Annotated in this window: 15 protein-coding genes; 2 read left to right on the forward strand and 13 right to left on the reverse strand. The window is 41.3% G+C overall.

Annotation, left to right across the window (positions count from 1 at the left end; translation table 11 throughout):
• Window positions 1–6: 6 nt before the first annotated feature.
• The 11 genes from ACZ43M_RS20380 to gpr all read right to left on the reverse strand — a co-directional run bounded on the left by ACZ43M_RS20380 (window position 7) and on the right by gpr (window position 12,832).
• The gene (locus tag ACZ43M_RS20380; protein ID WP_464504335.1) at window positions 7–756 is read right to left on the reverse strand and encodes a 16S rRNA (uracil(1498)-N(3))-methyltransferase; all 750 of its coding nucleotides are present in this window, start codon (window positions 754–756) and stop codon (window positions 7–9) included.
• A 112-nt stretch (window positions 757–868) separates the two neighbouring features.
• Window positions 869–1,810 (reverse strand): 50S ribosomal protein L11 methyltransferase, encoded by a 942-nt coding sequence (gene prmA / locus ACZ43M_RS20385; protein ID WP_464504336.1) that lies wholly within the window; start codon window positions 1,808–1,810, stop codon window positions 869–871.
• A gap of 17 nt (window positions 1,811–1,827) precedes the next feature.
• Entirely contained in the window at window positions 1,828–2,955 is a 1,128-nt protein-coding gene (dnaJ, locus tag ACZ43M_RS20390; protein ID WP_464504337.1) for a molecular chaperone DnaJ, read from the reverse strand.
• 238 nt (window positions 2,956–3,193) lie between these two features.
• Window positions 3,194–5,029, reverse strand: a complete 1,836-nt coding sequence (dnaK, locus tag ACZ43M_RS20395) for a molecular chaperone DnaK (RefSeq protein ID WP_464504338.1) — start codon at window positions 5,027–5,029, stop codon at window positions 3,194–3,196.
• Between the two features lie 30 nt (window positions 5,030–5,059).
• Window positions 5,060–5,680, reverse strand: coding sequence for a nucleotide exchange factor GrpE (gene grpE, locus ACZ43M_RS20400; protein WP_464504339.1), 621 nt, complete (start codon window positions 5,678–5,680; stop codon window positions 5,060–5,062).
• Window positions 5,681–5,783: 103 nt separating this feature from the next.
• Window positions 5,784–6,815 (reverse strand): heat-inducible transcriptional repressor HrcA, encoded by a 1,032-nt coding sequence (gene hrcA / locus ACZ43M_RS20405; protein ID WP_464504340.1) that lies wholly within the window; start codon window positions 6,813–6,815, stop codon window positions 5,784–5,786.
• A 78-nt stretch (window positions 6,816–6,893) separates the two neighbouring features.
• Window positions 6,894–8,036: a radical SAM family heme chaperone HemW gene (hemW, locus tag ACZ43M_RS20410; protein ID WP_464504341.1), complete on the reverse strand. Its 1,143-nt coding sequence runs from the start codon at window positions 8,034–8,036 to the stop codon at window positions 6,894–6,896.
• 79 nt (window positions 8,037–8,115) lie between these two features.
• Window positions 8,116–9,954, reverse strand: a complete 1,839-nt coding sequence (lepA, locus tag ACZ43M_RS20415; protein ID WP_464504342.1) for a translation elongation factor 4 — start codon at window positions 9,952–9,954, stop codon at window positions 8,116–8,118.
• A 116-nt stretch (window positions 9,955–10,070) separates the two neighbouring features.
• On the reverse strand, window positions 10,071–10,397 hold the full coding sequence (locus tag ACZ43M_RS20420) for a DUF3679 domain-containing protein (RefSeq protein ID WP_464504343.1): 327 nt from the start codon (window positions 10,395–10,397) through the stop codon (window positions 10,071–10,073).
• Between the two features lie 17 nt (window positions 10,398–10,414).
• Window positions 10,415–11,608 carry a stage II sporulation protein P gene (gene spoIIP / locus ACZ43M_RS20425; RefSeq protein ID WP_464504344.1) on the reverse strand — a complete coding sequence of 398 codons (1,194 nt, stop codon included), beginning with the start codon at window positions 11,606–11,608 and terminating at the stop codon, window positions 10,415–10,417.
• 108 nt (window positions 11,609–11,716) lie between these two features.
• On the reverse strand, window positions 11,717–12,832 hold the full coding sequence (gene gpr, locus ACZ43M_RS20430; protein WP_464508079.1) for a GPR endopeptidase: 1,116 nt from the start codon (window positions 12,830–12,832) through the stop codon (window positions 11,717–11,719).
• A gap of 209 nt (window positions 12,833–13,041) precedes the next feature.
• Here gpr and rpsT point away from each other — a divergent pair, with 209 nt between their 5' ends.
• Complete coding sequence (gene rpsT / locus ACZ43M_RS20435; protein WP_464504345.1) at window positions 13,042–13,302, forward strand: 30S ribosomal protein S20; 261 nt, start codon at window positions 13,042–13,044, stop codon at window positions 13,300–13,302.
• A 1,112-nt stretch (window positions 13,303–14,414) separates the two neighbouring features.
• Here rpsT and holA read toward each other — a convergent pair.
• The gene (gene holA / locus ACZ43M_RS20440; protein WP_464504346.1) at window positions 14,415–15,431 is read right to left on the reverse strand and encodes a DNA polymerase III subunit delta; all 1,017 of its coding nucleotides are present in this window, start codon (window positions 15,429–15,431) and stop codon (window positions 14,415–14,417) included.
• 425 nt (window positions 15,432–15,856) lie between these two features.
• On the opposite strand from holA, the gene ACZ43M_RS20445 reads away from it, so the two are divergent.
• Window positions 15,857–15,991: a YqzM family protein gene (locus tag ACZ43M_RS20445; RefSeq protein ID WP_464504347.1), complete on the forward strand. Its 135-nt coding sequence runs from the start codon at window positions 15,857–15,859 to the stop codon at window positions 15,989–15,991.
• Between the two features lie 69 nt (window positions 15,992–16,060).
• Here ACZ43M_RS20445 and ACZ43M_RS20450 read toward each other — a convergent pair whose 3' ends face one another.
• Window positions 16,061–18,379 carry a DNA internalization-related competence protein ComEC/Rec2 gene (locus ACZ43M_RS20450; RefSeq protein WP_464504348.1) on the reverse strand — a complete coding sequence of 773 codons (2,319 nt, stop codon included), beginning with the start codon at window positions 18,377–18,379 and terminating at the stop codon, window positions 16,061–16,063.
• Window positions 18,380–18,429: the final 50 nt, after the last annotated feature.

Genomic DNA, 18,429 nt, shown 5'->3' on the forward strand with positions numbered 1-18,429 from the left:
GTTTTCTCACCTCAGTAATTCAAAATGATAGGAAATGGCAGCGAGTGTGTACAACGGTGCCGTTTCCGTTCTTAAAATGCGCGGACCCAGTCCGCATATCGTAAAGCCATGATTCGTTAATTGCTGAACCTCTTCGTCGGCCAAACCGCCTTCAGGGCCAAACACAAGCAAAAGTGATTCTCCAGGCTTCATTTGCTTTAAGACAGCAGAAAAAGCGGAAGCTTCTCCGTTCCTGCTTTCCTCTTCAAATGCTGCCAATCTATAATCATATTCCTTGCCTGATGCAAGTAGCTGTTTAAAACTTATTGGAGCCTTTACATCGGGAACTTTCGTCCGATGTGATTGTTCTGCGGCTTCCTTGGCAATTTTTTGCCATCTCTCTATTTTTTTCACCGCTTTTTTTTCATCCCATTTTACCACCGACCGCTTCGCTGAGAACGGGATAAACTCACCCGCACCCAATTCAGTTCCTTTTTGAATGATCCATTCTAGCTTGTCACCTTTTGGAAGTCCGCTGGCGATTGTCACGAAAATCGGTAATTCAGGATTCTCTTCTTTCCATTGTACAACTTCTGCAACAACACTTTCATCGGTAATTTCTTCAAGCCTGCAAATGGCCTGGTTTCCATCAGTATCAACGCAAATAATTTCATCACCAACTGCCATCCTCATAACCTTGACAATATGATGCCTGTCGTCGTCTTCAATGAAAAATCGGCCTTCAGTTGCCCGATGATGAACAAAGTAGCGCTGCATTAGATTGCATCCTCTCAAAAAACGTTTTACGCTTTATTTTACTAAAGATGTTACTATATTTAAAGTATATAAAATAGAAAAAGGGGATATAAATCCCCTCAAGTCACTAACATTATACCCTTTTAGAGATAATTGCAACCCAATCCTCCATTAAGATCGTTTCGACAATATCAAAACCGGAAGAGATCAAAGCATCTTTGACCAAATCTTTCTTCTGCTGAATGATTCCGGAGGTAATAAAATATCCGCCAGGCTTAATAACCTGTGCCGCACCATCCGTAAATCTCACGATAACCTCAGCCAAAATGTTGGCGACTATGACATCAGCCGACGCTTCTGCCACATCATCAAGAAGATTGTTCTGGGATACGGTCACTACATTGTTGACTTTATTCAACTTAATATTTAATTTGGCCTGGGTTACCGCAACCTCATCTAGATCAAATGCCTGAATTTTTTCTGCCCCAAGCATCGCGGCAGCAATGCTCAATACCCCTGAACCTGTTCCTACATCAATGACTTGATCACCCGATTTTACCGTTCTTTCCAAGGCCTGAATACACATGACTGTTGTCGGATGAGTGCCAGTTCCAAATGCCATACCCGGGTCTAATTCAATGATTAACTCATCACTGCTGACAGGTTCATAAATTTCCCATGTTGGTACGATCGTAAAACGCTCGGAGATTTTTACCGGATTATAATATTTCTTCCAGGCAGTCGCCCATTCTTCTTCGTTTACTTCGCTGATGGTTACCGTGTTTAAACCGACATCAATATCATAAAGAATGAGATTATTAATGGATTCTTTAATAGCTTCCACGGTTTCCCCCAAGAAACTGTTCACCGGCAGATAGGCCTTAACGATAACACCCTCTACGGGATAATCGTCTGGATTGAGTTGATAGATTTCACCGAATTGATCCTCTCTTTCCTTCGTCAACTCAAAAGGATCTTCTATTACGACACCGCTCGCTCCGGCTTCGTGTAATATATGTGAAATAGGTTCAATCGCTTCATTTGTAGTGTGGATACTAATCTCGGACCACTTCATTCTACCAGCCCCAATCCTTATTCGCCTTTAAAGGCGCGCTTTACTTTTGAGAAAAAGCTCTCCTCGTGTTCGCCTAATGGTGAAGACCCACTGATGTCGGCAAATTCACGCAACAACTGTTTTTGTTTGTCAGATAACTTTGTTGGTGTAATAATCCGCACTTGGATATGCTGGTCGCCAACACCATAGCCGCGAACATTTGGAACCCCTTTGCCTTTGAGACGGAATCTTGTTCCTGTTTGTGTTCCAGCTGGAATTTTGAGTTTCACTTTCCCGTGCAGGGTCGGAACCTCAATTTCATCCCCCAATGTCGCTTGAACAAATGTTAATGGCATCTCGCAATAGATGTCATCGCCATCTCTTTCAAAAAATTCATGTGAACGGACATGAAATACTACATATAAGTCACCGGCAGGCCCGCCATTAATCCCAGCTTCACCTTGACCAGCCATGCGGAGCTGCTGGCCATCATCAATACCTGCAGGAATTTTCACATGAATTTTCTTGCGCTTTTTCACTTTTCCTGCACCGCCACAGGTCGTACATTTGTTTTTAATTTCTTTACCTGTGCCATTACAGTGGTGACAGGTTCTGCGGTTCACAATTCGACCGAACGGTGTATTCTGCTCGACGCTTACTTGGCCGGAACCCTGGCAATGCTTACATGTTTCCGATTTTGTTCCTGGTTTGGCGCCTGAACCATGACAAGTTTCACAAGTTTCTTCCCGTGGAATTTCAATATCGGTTTCTTTGCCAAACGCCGCTTCTTCAAAAGAAAGGGTCATCGTATATTGCAAGTCTGCACCTTGTCTTGGTGCGTTTGGATCCCTGCGGCGCGAACCGCCGCCTCCGAAGAAGGTGTTGAAAATATCCTCGAAACCGCCGAAGCCGCCAAAATCAGCTCCACCACCGCCAAAGCCTTGGTTCGGATCGGTATGGCCAAATTGGTCATAATGCGCCTTTTTCTGGTCGTCACTTAATATTTCGTATGCTTCCGCTATTTCCTTAAATTTATCCGCCGCATCCGGCTCCTTATTAATATCTGGGTGATATTGCTTGGACAGTTTACGATAAGCCTTTTTTATTTCATCCTTAGAGGCGCTCTTACTTACACCCAGCACCTCATAGTAATCCCGTTTGCTCATGATTACCCACTCCCGAATCTTTCACATAAAGATTATTCTAACACCCAAGAAAGGGTATATCAATAAATAAAAACTCGCCGACTGGCAAAGTCCGTCAGGACAAAGACAGAGGCGTAGTTGTATTTATGCGTTCAGAATTGATGGAATCAATTCTGATTAGCCAAAAAAGCCAAAGCCGCTAGCTTGACTTTGACTTTTTCGTTAGAATAACAATTTACTCCATTATACTAGGATAGTTTTACTTATCGTCCTTTACTTCTTCAAATTCTGCATCGACGACATTGTCGTCTGGTTTGGCAGAACCGCCTGCATCTTGACCGCCTTGCTGTGCTTGTGACTGTTGCGCAGCTTGTTCATAAAGCTTGACCGTTAAGGCTTGAACGATTTCCTGTAAAGCATCCTTTTTAGCGCGGATTTCATTCAGGTCGTTACTCTCAATGGCTTGCTTTAAGGCATCCTTCGCTTCGTTTGCCTTTGCAACTTCGGCAGCATCCACTTTTCCTTCAAGGTCTTTTAAAGTTTTCTCGGTAGTGAAGACGAGTTGGTCAGCTTCATTGCGAAGTTCAACCTCTTCTTTGCGCTGCTTATCAGCTTCGGCATTTTCTTCTGCTTCTCTGACCATATTTTGAATCTCTTCATCTGAGAGACCAGTGGAAGATTTAATCGTAATTTGTTGCTCTTTGTTCGTTCCCAGGTCCTTAGCACGGACATTGACGATACCGTTCTTATCAATATCAAACGTTACTTCAATTTGCGGAATTCCGCGTGGTGCCGGTGGAATATCGGTTAATTGGAAACGGCCCAGTGTTTTGTTATTGGCAGCCATCGGACGTTCTCCTTGCAGCACGTGAATATCCACCGCTGTTTGGTTATCCGCTGCAGTTGAGAACACTTGTGATTTGGATGTTGGAATCGTTGTGTTACGATCGATTAGCTTCGTAAACACGCCACCCATTGTTTCAATTCCAAGTGAGAGAGGAGTTACGTCAAGAAGGACAACATCCTTAACGTCTCCAGTGATGACGCCGCCTTGAATTGCAGCACCCATTGCCACAACTTCATCAGGGTTTACACCACGATGCGGTTCTTTACCAGTTGCCTTTTTAATAGCTTCCTGAACAGCAGGAATTCGAGTGGAACCACCAACAAGAATGACCTTGTCAAGTTCTGCTGGGCTAATGCCAGCATCGCTCAATGCCTGGCGAACAGGTCCCATTGTACGTTCAACAAGATGGGCTGTTAATTCATCAAATTTGGCTCTGGTTAAGGTTACTTCCATATGAAGCGGACCAGCAGGGCCTGCCGTAATAAATGGCAGAGAAACTTGGGTTGAAGCTACTCCTGAAAGGTCTTTTTTTGCTTTTTCAGCAGCATCCTTCAAACGTTGAAGAGCCATTTTATCTTGGGAAAGGTCAATGCCGTTTTCTTTTTTAAATTGATCAACTAAATAATCAATAACTACTTGGTCAAAATCGTCGCCGCCAAGACGGTTATCACCGGCAGTCGCCTTTACTTCAAATACACCGTCTCCAAGCTCAAGAATCGAAACGTCAAATGTACCGCCGCCAAGGTCATAAACAAGGATTGTCTGATCTTGGTCAGTTTTATCTAAGCCGTAGGCAAGTGCTGCAGCTGTTGGCTCGTTAATGATTCGTTCTACTTCAAGTCCGGCAATTCTTCCCGCATCCTTTGTCGCCTGACGTTCTGCATCATTAAAGTAAGCTGGTACCGTAATAACGGCTTTTGTTACCGGTTCTCCCAGATAATCCTCTGCATAAGATTTTAAGTATTGCAGGATGATTGCTGAAAGTTCTTGCGGTGTATATTGCTTACCTTCAACTTCTTCTTTATGGGTTGTTCCCATATGGCGCTTAATCGAGATGATTGTATTTGGGTTTGTAATGGCCTGGCGTTTTGCCACTTCCCCAACTTGACGTTCACCATTTTTAAACGCTACGACAGAAGGTGTGGTGCGATTTCCTTCTGGGTTTGGAATAACTTTAGGTTCGCCGCCTTCAAGCACAGCCACACAGGAGTTGGTTGTACCAAGGTCAATACCAATAATTTTGCTCATTCCTATTTCCTCCTTAAAACATATGTAACCCTATTGATTCACTTGTACCATTGATGGACGGATGACCCGGTCCTTTAATAAATACCCTTTTTGGAATTCCTGGACTACTGCTCCAGGACCAAAGTTTTCATCGTTGCCTTGCATGACAGCATGATGAAATTGCGGATCAAATTCCTTGCCTACTGCTTCGATTGGTTCTACGCCTTCCTTTTTCAATGCTTCGATCAGGCTGCGATAAACCATATCCATTCCTTGAAGCAATGACTTTGTTTGTTCGTTGTCGGCTTCCACTACCAGCGCTCTTTCAAAGTTATCAAGGACTGGCAGCAATTCTGTCACTAATTTTTGCGCTTTATATTTTTCAGCCGCTTCTTGTTCTAGACGTGTACGGCGACGTAAATTATCAAAGTCGGCATGCAGGCGTAAATATTTATTTTCTGCCTCTTCAAGCTTACCTTGCAACAATTGAATTTCTTTTTGAAGCTCTTCAATAACTGCAGCTGTCTCATCGCTGTGTTCTACCTCTTCATCGATACCCTGTTCAATGGATATACCTTCAGCTGCTGCTTTTTCCTCGGTAAGTTCACCATTTTCATTGTTTTGCAATTCTTCTGCCTCAGTATTGACTGCGGAGTTTTTTTCGTTCGTCAACTTACTCACCTCCCTTAAAGGAACAATTATTATTCAGGCAATTTTCATTCACGGGAATAGGGGCGAAATCTGAAAATTTCACCCTTATTCAATATGACCAGCTCTATTTTAAATGATACAACCTGGTTAGAACCGATGTTAAATCCCTGCTTAACAATTGCAATAAACTGATTACCCGCGAATACTCCATTCTTGTTGGGCCTAAAATCGCAATGGTTCCAAGCTTCTCAACACCAGCCGAATAGGTCGCGGTAATCAAACTGCAGTTTTCCATAATGCTATTATTATTTTCGCTGCCAATCTTTACGTTGATACCTGCCGATTTACTTCTGATTAAGTTTAAAATCCATTCTTCCTGGTCGATCATCATGAAAAGGTCTCGGACCTTATCAATATCATGAAATTCCGGAAGGCTTAGCATATTGGTCTTCCCTGCAAAGAAAAGTTTCTCCGTTATCGGCATTTTAAAAGTATCGGCAATATTGTGCAGCAGGTAATCATAGTTATGGATATGCTGTTTAAGCAGCATTGCTACTTCTTTATATATTTTATCATGCAGTTCATTAAGCGGTGCACCAGCTAGACGATCGTTAAGGATGTTAACCGTTTTTTCCAAATCACTAGCGTCCATCGAAACCGGCAAGGAAACGCTCCGATTTTCAACATGCCCAGTATCCGTTACTAAAATGGCAACTGCCGCTTCCTTATTCAAAGGGATAATCTGAATTTTTTTCAGCTTATTGACAGAAACAGCAGGTCCTAGAACAATGGATGTGTAATTTGTTAGCTCTGATAAAATTTTCGCAGACCGCTGAATGATTTTCTCAAATTCAAATATCCTTTCAGCAAAAATCGATTGAATAATCGAAATGTCCTGCTTATTTAAAGCTTGAGGCGAAATCAAATGGTCGACGTAATATCGATACCCTTTTTCCGACGGAACACGCCCTGAGGAGGTATGTGTTTTTTCAATAAACCCCATTTCTTCCAAATCGGCCATTTCATTTCGAATAGTTGCCGAGCTAAAAGATATTTCCTCTTTTTTCGACAAGCTTCTAGAGCCGACCGGTTGTGCAGATCGAATAAAGTCATCAACAATAACCTGAAGAATTAACAATTGACGATCTGTTAACAACGTTCATCACCTCTGTTAGCACTCACTATTAACGAGTGCTAATTATACTAATAAATTATCAAATAAGGGGGGATGGTGTCAATTAGATACCCCTAAAAATGACTGAAAAACTTCGTTCCCCAAAAGTCGGCCCCTTTTTGTCATATATATTCGGCCTCCCTGCATGATAAGCAGCCCGGTATTGATTAAATGATTTATTTCATTTTCAAAGATTTCACGTGGATCTGTAGTAAATTTTTTTATGAATCTCTCAATGGATACTCCGTCACTCTTTCGTAATCCCAGGAACATTTCCTCTTCCATTTGTTCCGAAATTGATACCCGATTGTCTTCTAGGACAGGTAATTCACCAGCGGAAACCGCGTCAATATACTTTTTTACCGGACCAATGTTAGAGCGTCTGATTCCATTTAGGTAACTATGAGCCCCAGCACCAAATCCATAATAATGCTCGTTATTCCAATACGTCAGATTATGCCTGCTTTCATAACCGGGGATTGAAAAATTGCTGATTTCATATTGATGGAAGCCATGCTTCTCCATCTCTTCCATCACAAGTTCATACATTTGCGCCTCGATATCCTCCCCTGGTAACGGGAGCTTCCCTTTTGTCATCAAGTTATAAAAAACCGTTTTCGGTTCAATAATCAATGAATACGCCGAATAATGAGGTATTTCCAACGAAAAGGCAGTTGTTAACGTTTGTTTAAAATCTTCCAATGATTGTGTTGGCAAACTATAGATAAGGTCGATACTGATATTCTCGAAGCCAACAGCTTTTGCTGAATCAATTGTCTTAAATACATCCTTTGCCCGGTGGACGCGGCCGATTTTCTCTAACAATTTATCATTAAAGGTTTGAACACCGAGGCTGAGACGGTTGACTCCAGCCTCTTTTAATATCTGTAATTTTTCCATTGATAAATCACCTGGGTTTGCTTCAAACGTAAATTCTACATTTACGGATTGCTTTAAATGGCGATTTATACTATCACAAAACCGGTAAAGTTGTCCTTCATCTAGGGATGTAGGGGTCCCTCCGCCAACAAAAATCGTATCCAATTCGGTTGTTGGAAATTGCTGCAGCGTCATTTGAATTTCTTGGTCTAATGCCTGCAAATACTCCTCAACAGGCTGTCCTTTTAAAAATACCTTATTAAAATCGCAATAATGGCAAATATGTTCACAGAATGGAATATGAAGATATGCCGCTTTAATCATTCTTTACACCTGCTTTTATTTGTTAACAAAAAGAGGCAGGATCCGCCAGTATTTCAGCATCTCCTAACCTCCTGTCCTGTTACTGTTTTTTTGTATTATTATCATCCATTTTTAACACGGCCATGAAAGCTTCTTGCGGCACCTCAACGGAACCGACTTGTTTCATCCGCTTTTTACCTTCTTTTTGCTTCTCGAGCAGTTTGCGCTTACGAGAAATGTCACCGCCGTAACATTTTGCCAATACGTTTTTACGCATCGCTTTTATTGAAGACCGTGCCACTATTTTTGTTCCAATGGTAGCCTGAATCGGAACCTCAAATTGCTGCCTTGGAATCAATTCCTTTAGTTTTTCAACGATGACTTTTCCACGTTCATAGGCAAAATCTCTGTGGACAATGAAGCTTAATGCGTCCACTTTTTCTGCATTCAATAAAATATCCATCTTAACCAGTTTTGATGGTTTATAACCGATCAGTTCGTAATCAAATGAAGCATAGCCTCTTGTACTTGATTTCAATTGATCAAAGAAATCATAGACGATTTCCGCCAATGGGATTTCATAAATGATGCTGACACGATTTTCATCCAAGTACTGCATATCAATGAAAATACCGCGCTTTTGTTGGCAAATCTCCATAATTGCTCCAACATATTCATTCGGAGACATCATCGTTGCCTTGACATAGGGTTCTTCAACCCGGTCAATTTTTTGCGGGTCTGGCATATTTGACGGATTGTCCACATTAATTTGTGTCCCATCAGTCATATGAACATGATAGATAACACTAGGTGCGGTGGTAATGAGATCTATTTTGAATTCACGCTCAATCCGCTCCTGAATAATTTCCATATGAAGGAGACCTAAGAATCCGCAGCGAAAACCAAAGCCTAAGGCTTGGGATGTCTCCGGTTCAAACTGCAGCGCGGAATCATTCAATTGCAGCTTTTCAAGTGCTTCACGCAGGTCATTAAATCTTGCTGTATCAATCGGATATAGACCGCAATATACCATTGGGTTTAACTTTCGGTAACCTGGCAGCGGCACTAAAGCTCCATTTTTCGCATTGGTAATGGTATCACCCACTCGGGTATCCCCGACATTTTTAATTGCTGCTGTCAAAAAGCCAACGTCGCCGACGGATAATTCCTCGCGAAGGGTGGCTTTCGGCGTAAATACTCCGACCTCGGTAACTTCAAATTCTGCGCCTGTCGCCATCATCTTAATTTTATCGCCAGCTTTAACTGTGCCTTCAACAACGCGGATGTATGCAACCACACCACGGTAAGCATCATATAACGAGTCAAAAATCAGCGCTTTTAATGGTGCTTCAGGATTCCCTTGTGGAGCAGGCACTTTCTCGACAACTTGCTCAAGGATTTCTTCAATCCCGATTCCCGCTTTCGCCGAGGCCAAAACTGCTTCAGAAGCATCAAGACCGATAACATCTTCAATTTCATTTCGGACCCGCTCAGGATCAGCACTTGGCAGGTCAATCTTATTGATAACAGGTAAAATTTCAAGATCGTTATCAAGCGCAAGATAAACGTTTGCCAACGTTTGCGCCTCAATCCCCTGCGCTGCGTCGACAACCAATACTGCACCTTCACAAGCGGCAAGGCTCCGTGATACCTCATAGGTAAAATCGACGTGTCCTGGTGTATCAATCAAATGAAAGGTATATTCCTCTCCGTCCTTAGCTTTATAACTTAATTGGACAGCATTTAACTTTATCGTAATGCCGCGTTCCCGTTCCAAGTCCATTGAATCGAGGAGCTGATCTTTCATTTCGCGTGATGATAATGCATTGGTTTTCTCCAGAATCCGGTCAGCCAATGTCGATTTTCCATGGTCAATATGGGCAATAATCGAAAAGTTTCTAATCTTCGATTGCCGTTTCATTCGTTCTTCTCTATTCATGTCGTTCACTCCTACTATATGACACACGCACTTCAGACTATTTTTGATTATATCAGCAGGAAAAACAAGATTCAATGAAAACAAAAAAATGACGGCACCGATTGGCACCGCCTTTGTTATTGAGTTACTAACTCTATCAATTTCTCCGAAGCAGTGGTCAGCCCCTCAGACATCTTTTTCCCCATCGATGAAAAGAAATTATAGGCACTAATTTCCTCCAACTTCTTCTTCTTCGCCTCAATATCATGACTGGTAATGTCTTTCCCCAAGAAAGTCGCATTTAGTTCCGGTCCCGTTTCATTGATAGACATGGCATTTTGAAAGTTTGGGTCATCATACCCCTTCATTTTATGAATGCCATTATTAGCCAGTTCCATTCCGGTTAGAACGGAGATAAACATGATTGACGCGATTACAAAGCTCTTTAGCATAAACATCTTCATCGGAATGCACCTTACTTTTATTGTTTATTTGTTGATTCCTCTACGTCCTGGTTTACCTTTTCTGCCTGCCAATAGAATTCACTGAATACATCAGCAAGCGCATCTGCCGAGCGATTCAATTCCTCAAACGTATTATCCACACCGCCAAATTCAATTAGAATGGCATTCTCCGAGAGATTTTGGTTATAAACTGCATTTCCTGAAGGCTTCACCATTACACCCCTGCTTAACCCCTTATATTTTTTCTCTAGTAACTTGTGTAATTCTTGTGCCAGTTTTGCGTTTTTTTCATAATTTGGGTTTTTACCGCCAATAACAAATGCAAGCTTTGCATAGTTTTGTCCGTTAATGGAAATGGTTGTATCCTTTTTTCTCTTAGAGTCCCTATGAACATCGATAAAATATTGCAATTCACGATTTGACGTCATCGCCGCTTGAACCACTTCGCGTGATTCCTGATACGATTTAGTATAAGATAATCCTTTTTTGTTTAAGTTCCCTTGTACATCAGTTTTATCCAAATGTGTTCCAATGCCTCTTTGTTCAAGACTTGCCTTTAATTGGTCACCAATTTTAGTAACGTTAATTTGTGAATGATAGGCCAGATTTGGGTTTGAGACACCCTTCAAGTATGGTAAATAGGATTCCCGATTATGCGTAAAGTAAACATAGAGAACTTCTCGGTCTCCGGTTGTTTGATTAGGTGTAGGTGAAGGATTGTCATTTGTCGGATTATCCAAACCCTCCAAATTCTGCAAGGCAGCCTCACGCTCCGCAAGCATTATTTCGAGTGGAGGAGAAGATTCAATCGGCATATTGGTATAGTTCGTTCCTTCACCGGCAACAAGTATTTTCCCGTCAAACTGATAAAACCCTGGAAGCTCCCTGCCAAGTAGACTGCGAGGGTCATCCAAATTAATATTACTAGACAACTTAAAAATTAAATTTGTTAGGGTCGGAAACCTAAAATCGGGCTCAGCCCTTAAGAAATGATGATTCTCCCAGCCCATCACTTGATACAGAAGCTCCCCATTTACCTTTGTTGCTGCCTGGTTAACAGATGTGGATGATAGTCTATATTGGGGCTTTAATGAAGTTAATAGTCCACTGATTGAAAAAATAGAGAGCATGAATATAAAAATAGCTGCCAATAGCTTAATAACTGTAGTTCCCTGGACCATTATAAAAGTTCCAGATGTTTTTGTTTTCATGGTTCCACCTCGCAAACAAGATTCTAGTAAATCATATGATGTTACTAGAATTGGTAGAACCATTTTCTATATCGGGTCTATTATCGAAATAATAGACCCCCATCCATTTTATCGTGTATAGAAGCCTGCGTTATCCTGATTAATTGAGCTGTGAAGTGAGGCGTTGAGCCCATTGGCAATTAGATTCGCCATATCTTCAATGAACACATCTACTTCTTTTGGGGTGACCATTAGATTGTGGCCAAGCGGGGACAGCACCTCCTGAATCAACTTCCTTTTCTCATCATCAGGCAGCGTTCCGACAATACCTAGAAAAGTTTTACGGTGCTTTTCTTCGGGCAAATCCTCTTCAGTAAGTTTCCGTCGTTCACCAAAAGTCATCCCTGCAGGAGCCAGCGCTCGGGACGGCCGATTCCCTTCCCGCATTTCCTTGCCAAAATGCTTTAAAATGAAATCAATCGTATCACTAGTTATCGAAACAGCATCGACAACTGTCGGGACACCAATAGCAAAAACCGGCACCCCTAATGTATCCTTACTTAATTCTTTTCGTTTATTGCCGACCCCTGAACCTGGATGGATACCGGTATCAGATATTTGGATGGTTGAGTTTACCCGTTCAATAGAGCGGGATGCCAGCGCATCGATTGCAATGACAAAATCGGGTTTTGTTTTTTCTACCACGCCAAAGATAATGTCGCTTGTTTCAATACCCGTCAATCCCATCACTCCTGGAGAGAGCGCACTGACAGGACGATAGCCTTCCTCAACATTTTCGGGCTGGAGCTCAAACAGATGCCGGGTGACGAGCAAATTCTCACAAACCATCGGCCCAAGGGCATCAGGGGTGACATTCCAATTACCAAGGCCAACTACTAGACAGGAAGCAGTCTTTTTAACACCTGCTCCTTCGATAAAGTGGGCAAATTCTCGGGCAAACACCTCTTGAACCTTTTGCTGGATATCAGTATTCTGCTGACGAATCCCCTGTACCTCGAGAGTTAAATACCTGCCTGCTTTTTTCCCTAACTGTTGTTCCCCCTGTTTGGTCACTTCCACCAGGGATATTTTTATATCATCAACATCTTTTTCTTTTATGATGACGCCTTCAATCTGAGATAGATTTTCTTCCTGCTCAACTGACTGTTGCAACACCATTTCTCTTGCTTCAATCGCTAAGTCGGTTCTGACAGAGTACATACTTAAATCGATCGATTCATTCATCATTTATCACTCCTATGAAAAATAGAAACTATTTCCTATTTTTTCCCGTTTTCCCTTAAATAATGCAGCTGAAAATAAGTAACCTTAATAATGTATTGCAATCTGGGGTTCTGTTTGATAAAATATCTCTTGTTGCAATTAAATTGTGAATGATTGTTAAGTCGAGTCATATAGTCTCGGGTTCCGATTCTTTACAGGAGGTGAAAGTAATGCCTAACATTAAATCTGCTATTAAGCGTGTAAAAACTAGCGAAGCTCGTAATGCTCAAAATACAATGGCGAAATCTGCAATGCGTACTGCTGTTAAAAAAGCTGAAGCTGCAGTTACTCTTAACGATACTGCTACTGCTAAGGAAGCTTATGCAACTGCTGCAAGCAGTTTGGACAAGGCTGCTGCAAAAGGTCTTATCCACAAAAATGCTGCTGCTCGTAAAAAAGCTCGCCTAATGAAAAAAATTAACGCCCTATAATTAAAAAACGATTCCTACTCTCAGGAATCGTTTTTTTACAGGCTGCCGAATAATTCGGCAGTTTTTTTTGCTTGTTTTTTATGAACCATTACTATTCCATAAGTCCATTGATTTGCGCTCCAAAAGGAAAACTTCGGAGATAAGCACCGCACGACTAAAAGCGATAGCTTTTAGGAGGAGGCAATTCGCTTTCCGATGGCGTGCCTGGGAGCGACCTCGGCGCAAGCGCCTGTGGGGTCTCCCAGGCACCGTAGTCCCTCAGTAGTGTTCGAGCCTTCCGCGAAAATCAACAGGGTTAGAGTATTAGGTAGCCTCTACACAACCAATCACTAAAAAGGGTAGAAAACATCTAACGACATGTATGACGGAATAATTTATTCAGACTCGTTGTAAGACCGCCTTTCATAACGTGCCTGAGGAAAATATCCAATCAAACGGGTTATGAAATCACCTTTAAAGACGTGTCTGATGAATAAATCCATTCAAACGGGTTATGAAATCACCTTTAATGACGCCTCTGAGGAAAATATCCAATCAAACGGGTTATGAAATCACCTTTAATGACGTGTCGGATGAATAAATCCATTCAAACGGGTTATGAAACCACCTTTAATGACGCTTCTGAGGAAAATATCCAATCAAACGGGTTATGAAACCACCTTTAATGACGCTTCTGAGGAAAATATCCAATCAAACGGGTTATGAAACCACCTTTAATGACGTGTCGGATGAATAAATCCATTCAAACGGGTTATGAAACCACCTTTAATGACGCTTCTGAGGAATGTAATCCAATTAAACAGGTTATTAAATCACATCCAATGACGTGCCTTAGGGAAAATTTCAATCAAACGGGTTATTAAATCACATCCAATGACGTGCCTGAGGGAAAATTTCAATAAAAAGGGTTATTAAATCACATCCAAAGACGTGTCTGATGAATAAATCCATTTAAACATGTTATATGGCTGCCTTTCATGACTATTCAGAGGAAAAATATATCAAATGCAGCATAGCAGAGAGCGGAATAAACCAGACAATTTACATGGATTCTGATAATAAAAAATAGCCGAGAAAAATACCCTTTCTCGACATTTTGACGTTTCTTTAAATTATTTATTTAAGCGAAACAAGAGCATTTCAATCAGCAATGATTTATTCATTCCGCCTGTTTTCATTTGATAATCCGCTTCTGCGAGGAAATTCATGATCGACGATAGTTCCTCATCGGTAAATTTTGTCGCCTGACCAAGTGCCAGTTTAACACGAAACGGATGGGTTTTAAGCAAACCGGCCGCCTGCTGCTGGCCATAGCCTCGTCTCGATAACTCCTTAACCTGATAAATAAGCCTGAATTGTCCGGCCAGCAGTGCCAAAATCTTAATCGGTTCTTCATTTTGCTTTAATAAATCATAATAAATCCGCAAAGCCTCATCAAGCTTTCGTTGGACAACTTTCTCAATCAGGGAAAATATGTTTTGTTCTAACGATCTGGCAACCAAACTTTCCACTAATTCAACATCAATACGTCTTTCATCGGCTGCATATAAAGCCAACTTTTCCAGTTCACTTGAAATCATAAACAGGTTGGTTCCGACAAGGGCCAGCAGTTGCTCGATAGCGGCAGGATCGATGTCAATGGCGTTAGTTTTCGCCCGGTCTCTTATCCAAGTTTTCAGTTCAGGTTCGGTTAATTTTTTTGCCTCGACCACTTCGGCCTGCCGTTTTAATTCCTTCACGATTTTCTTCCGTTCATCCAGTTTCTCATATGGAGCCGAGACAACAAAAACCGTATAGGGTGCAGGTTCCTTTATATAGGCTTCAAACCTTGATAGATTATGTTCCACCTTCGCTTTCGTTTTTTCAGCTGTTAAAAAAACCGGATTATGAATAAAAATCACTTTTCTTTCACCCAAAAATGGAAAGGTTTCCGCATCTTCGATGGCTGCTTCAATTGGTGTTTCCTCTAAATCGTATGCAGAGAAATTAAAATCCAGCTCGTCCTCTTTTAGTACTGAATCAAGGATTAACTGCTTAGTTTCATTGATTAAAAAAGCTTCCGTACCATATAATAAATAAATCGGCGCAATATTTTTTTGGTTTATTTTTCGCCTTATTTCCATTAACATTATGTAGCGCTCCCCTTTACTTCACTCTTTACTATCGTAATGAAGCTTGGGACATTTGACAAGTTATAAATGTAAACTCGCTGATTGGTGAGTCCGATAGGACGAAGACAGAGGCGTAGTTGAATTTATGCGTTAAGAAATTATAAAATTGGGGGGAATTTTATAATTTCTTATTAGCTAAAAAATGTAAAAGGGAATTGACAACTTCCGTCAAATTGCCAATTCCCGATCTATAATAAACGCCTGTCATATCAGCCTAGGGACTCATATTTTCAGGCGGGAATCATCTGTAAACTTATTTTAGCCGCCAGACGGTCAAACTATTTTGACAACACTTGTCAGTATAGGAAATGCACCATTAAAGGTGTGCTGGATTTTTTCAAAAGAATAGCTTATACTATATTGTGAAATAGGAGGGGTAGACTGTGAACGAATTTGAAAAGAATTTGCAAAGTAAGCGGAACGATGCAATTGATTCAGGGGTTGGATTTGTCGTTTCTTTTGGTTTTTTTGCTACTATGTTTATAATTGCAACAGTTATTAAGCTTATTGGTTCTTAATGATTGGCTACATATGTTTACTCAGGGAGACTGCCTCACATTTGGCAGTCTTTTTTCATTCCCTATATACTATGGCAGATAAGGAATAAAGGTTCCTCCCTCGCGATTAAATCTGTATGTTATCGCCCCCTGTATATCACTTCGATAAATGATTGCCTCCTCTTTTTTTAGAAGGTTTAAAACCTCTTGATGGGGATGCCCAAATCGATTATTCTCTCCGGCAGATATTAACACAATTGCTGGACTCAATTGTTGAATGAAGGAGGGAGCACTTGATGTTCTGCTGCCATGGTGGCCTGCTTTTAACACATCTACGGTTAAATTTCGGTATTCTTTTACAATCCTCTCCTCACCTGACTGGTCCAAATCGCCGCCAAAAAACCACCGAAGGCCTCCAATCTTAGCGACCAAAGCAATCGATCCACCGTTGCGTTCCCCGGCATAATCTTCTTCTGGAGCGAGAATGTGCCAGTCAGTTCCATCATCTTTCCAATTAATCCCTTCAGAGACAAAAACTACTGAGATTCCTTTCAAGTTAGCTTCATTAATAATGGCCTTTTCCATTTCTGACTTGTCTGCCACAGACGGCAGCAGAATTTCATTTACCTTGATTTCTTGTAAAACAGCAAGAGCACCCCCGATATGATCCATATCTCCATGGGTAAGTATAAGCTTATCAATTTTGGTGATACCTTTCCCTTTTAAAAACGGAACCACCACATCCCTTCCAACCTCAAATGGCTTGGCCCGCCTCTTCCATTGCTCGGTATTGAAGCTAAGCGTCCCGCCGGTGTCGATCAAATATGTCCCCTTCCTATGTGGAAGCTCAATCAAAATGCTATCCCCCTGCCCGACATCAATCATTGTCACTTCCCCAAAAGGATAGAACCAGTTCCAGCCAGGTTGTATCAAGAACAGACAAAACGTTAAGATCAGCAGCTGCTTCTTTCCCTTCGAAACTTCCCAAAAGAAAAAAATCATAAAAATAAGAATGATATAGCTGACAAGCAGAAGCATATTGGGTCTCCCTGGGACGAAGGCGCCAAAATCCAAATTAGCGATAGCGCCAATAAGCTTATTAAAAATAGTAATTATTGTTTCGAAAATGGTGATTAAAATGATTGGGGTACTCCCAAATAAAAGTTGAAAGAAAAATAATAGGTACAACCCGGGGAGGTAGACAAATGAAAACAGTGGAATATATATCAGGTTTGCCAAAATGCCGATTAACGAGAGTTCGAAAAAGTGATAAAGCAGAAAAGGCCATGCTGCCAGCTGTGCTGTGACTGACACCGCAAGCATTGCGGCTACTTTTTGATAATTTTTAAGGAGATGCGAAACTGATAAAATGATCGCAATACTAACAGCAAAGGATAGTTGGAAGCCTATATCAAATATCAATAACGGATTAAACAACAGACAGAGCAAAAAGGCAAAACTTATACCATCAATCGGCAATAGTTTGAACCTCCCTTGCAACTTATCCGTTAATAACACAAAGAAAATCATGAGAGCTGCGCGAACAACAGAGGGGGAACCACCAGTCAAAATAACGTAAGCCGGCAACAGCAGAAGCAAAAAATTAGTCATGAACTGCCTTGTTAACCCACAGCGGATTCCTAAATAGAAAACCATCGCGATTAATAATGAAACATGAAGACCTGAAATCGCTAGTAAATGGACAATGCCAGTTTCCTGGTAATCCCCCAGCACAAGCGGGTCAATCATGCTCCGGTCCCCGAAAATTAACGCAGCCGACAAGGAAGCAATTTCCTGCGGAAAGTTATTTTCCAAATAGCGGATGCCCTCCAGACGAAGCTGCTTCAACATAATGACCGGGTCTTTCTTTGGAACTTGCAGACAATTTTCTAAAGGATTTCTGTCACTTTCTATGACCCAATAGATTTCCTTTATTTTTAAATAACGCCGATAATCAAAGCCATTTGGATTTTTTGCGAAACTCGGCAGTTCCATGGTGCCTGACACTCGACAGGTACTGCCATAAAAGGAATGGGCTATTAACGCGGTTTGTTCTTGCTGGGATTTGATTTTGTAGCGGATAAGGAGTTTTTCGTTATACGTTTTCTCTGTTGCCACGATTTGCAGCAAATCGCCGTCGATTTTGGGGTCTTGGCTGTACTGTAACGTAAATGAAGTGGAGTTTTTCGGAATAACACTTTGATTATTTATGTCCGCTTGATACCCGATAGCGTAGAAACTAATAATCATAATCATGAGAACTTCCAACTGTTTTTTTGTGAAGCTTTTGTATTTATATAATCCATAAAAATAAAGAATAATCAATAAGAAAAACGGGAAAAACTTGATTAGAGCAGCTGATACAGCCAACAGGGCGGCAACGGCAAAATAAACATATTTTCCGATCATCGTCTTTTCTCCATTTGCAGATTTTATAAATTGCGCCGGTCATGTAACCG

The organism is Neobacillus sp. B24, from assembly GCF_055381825.1.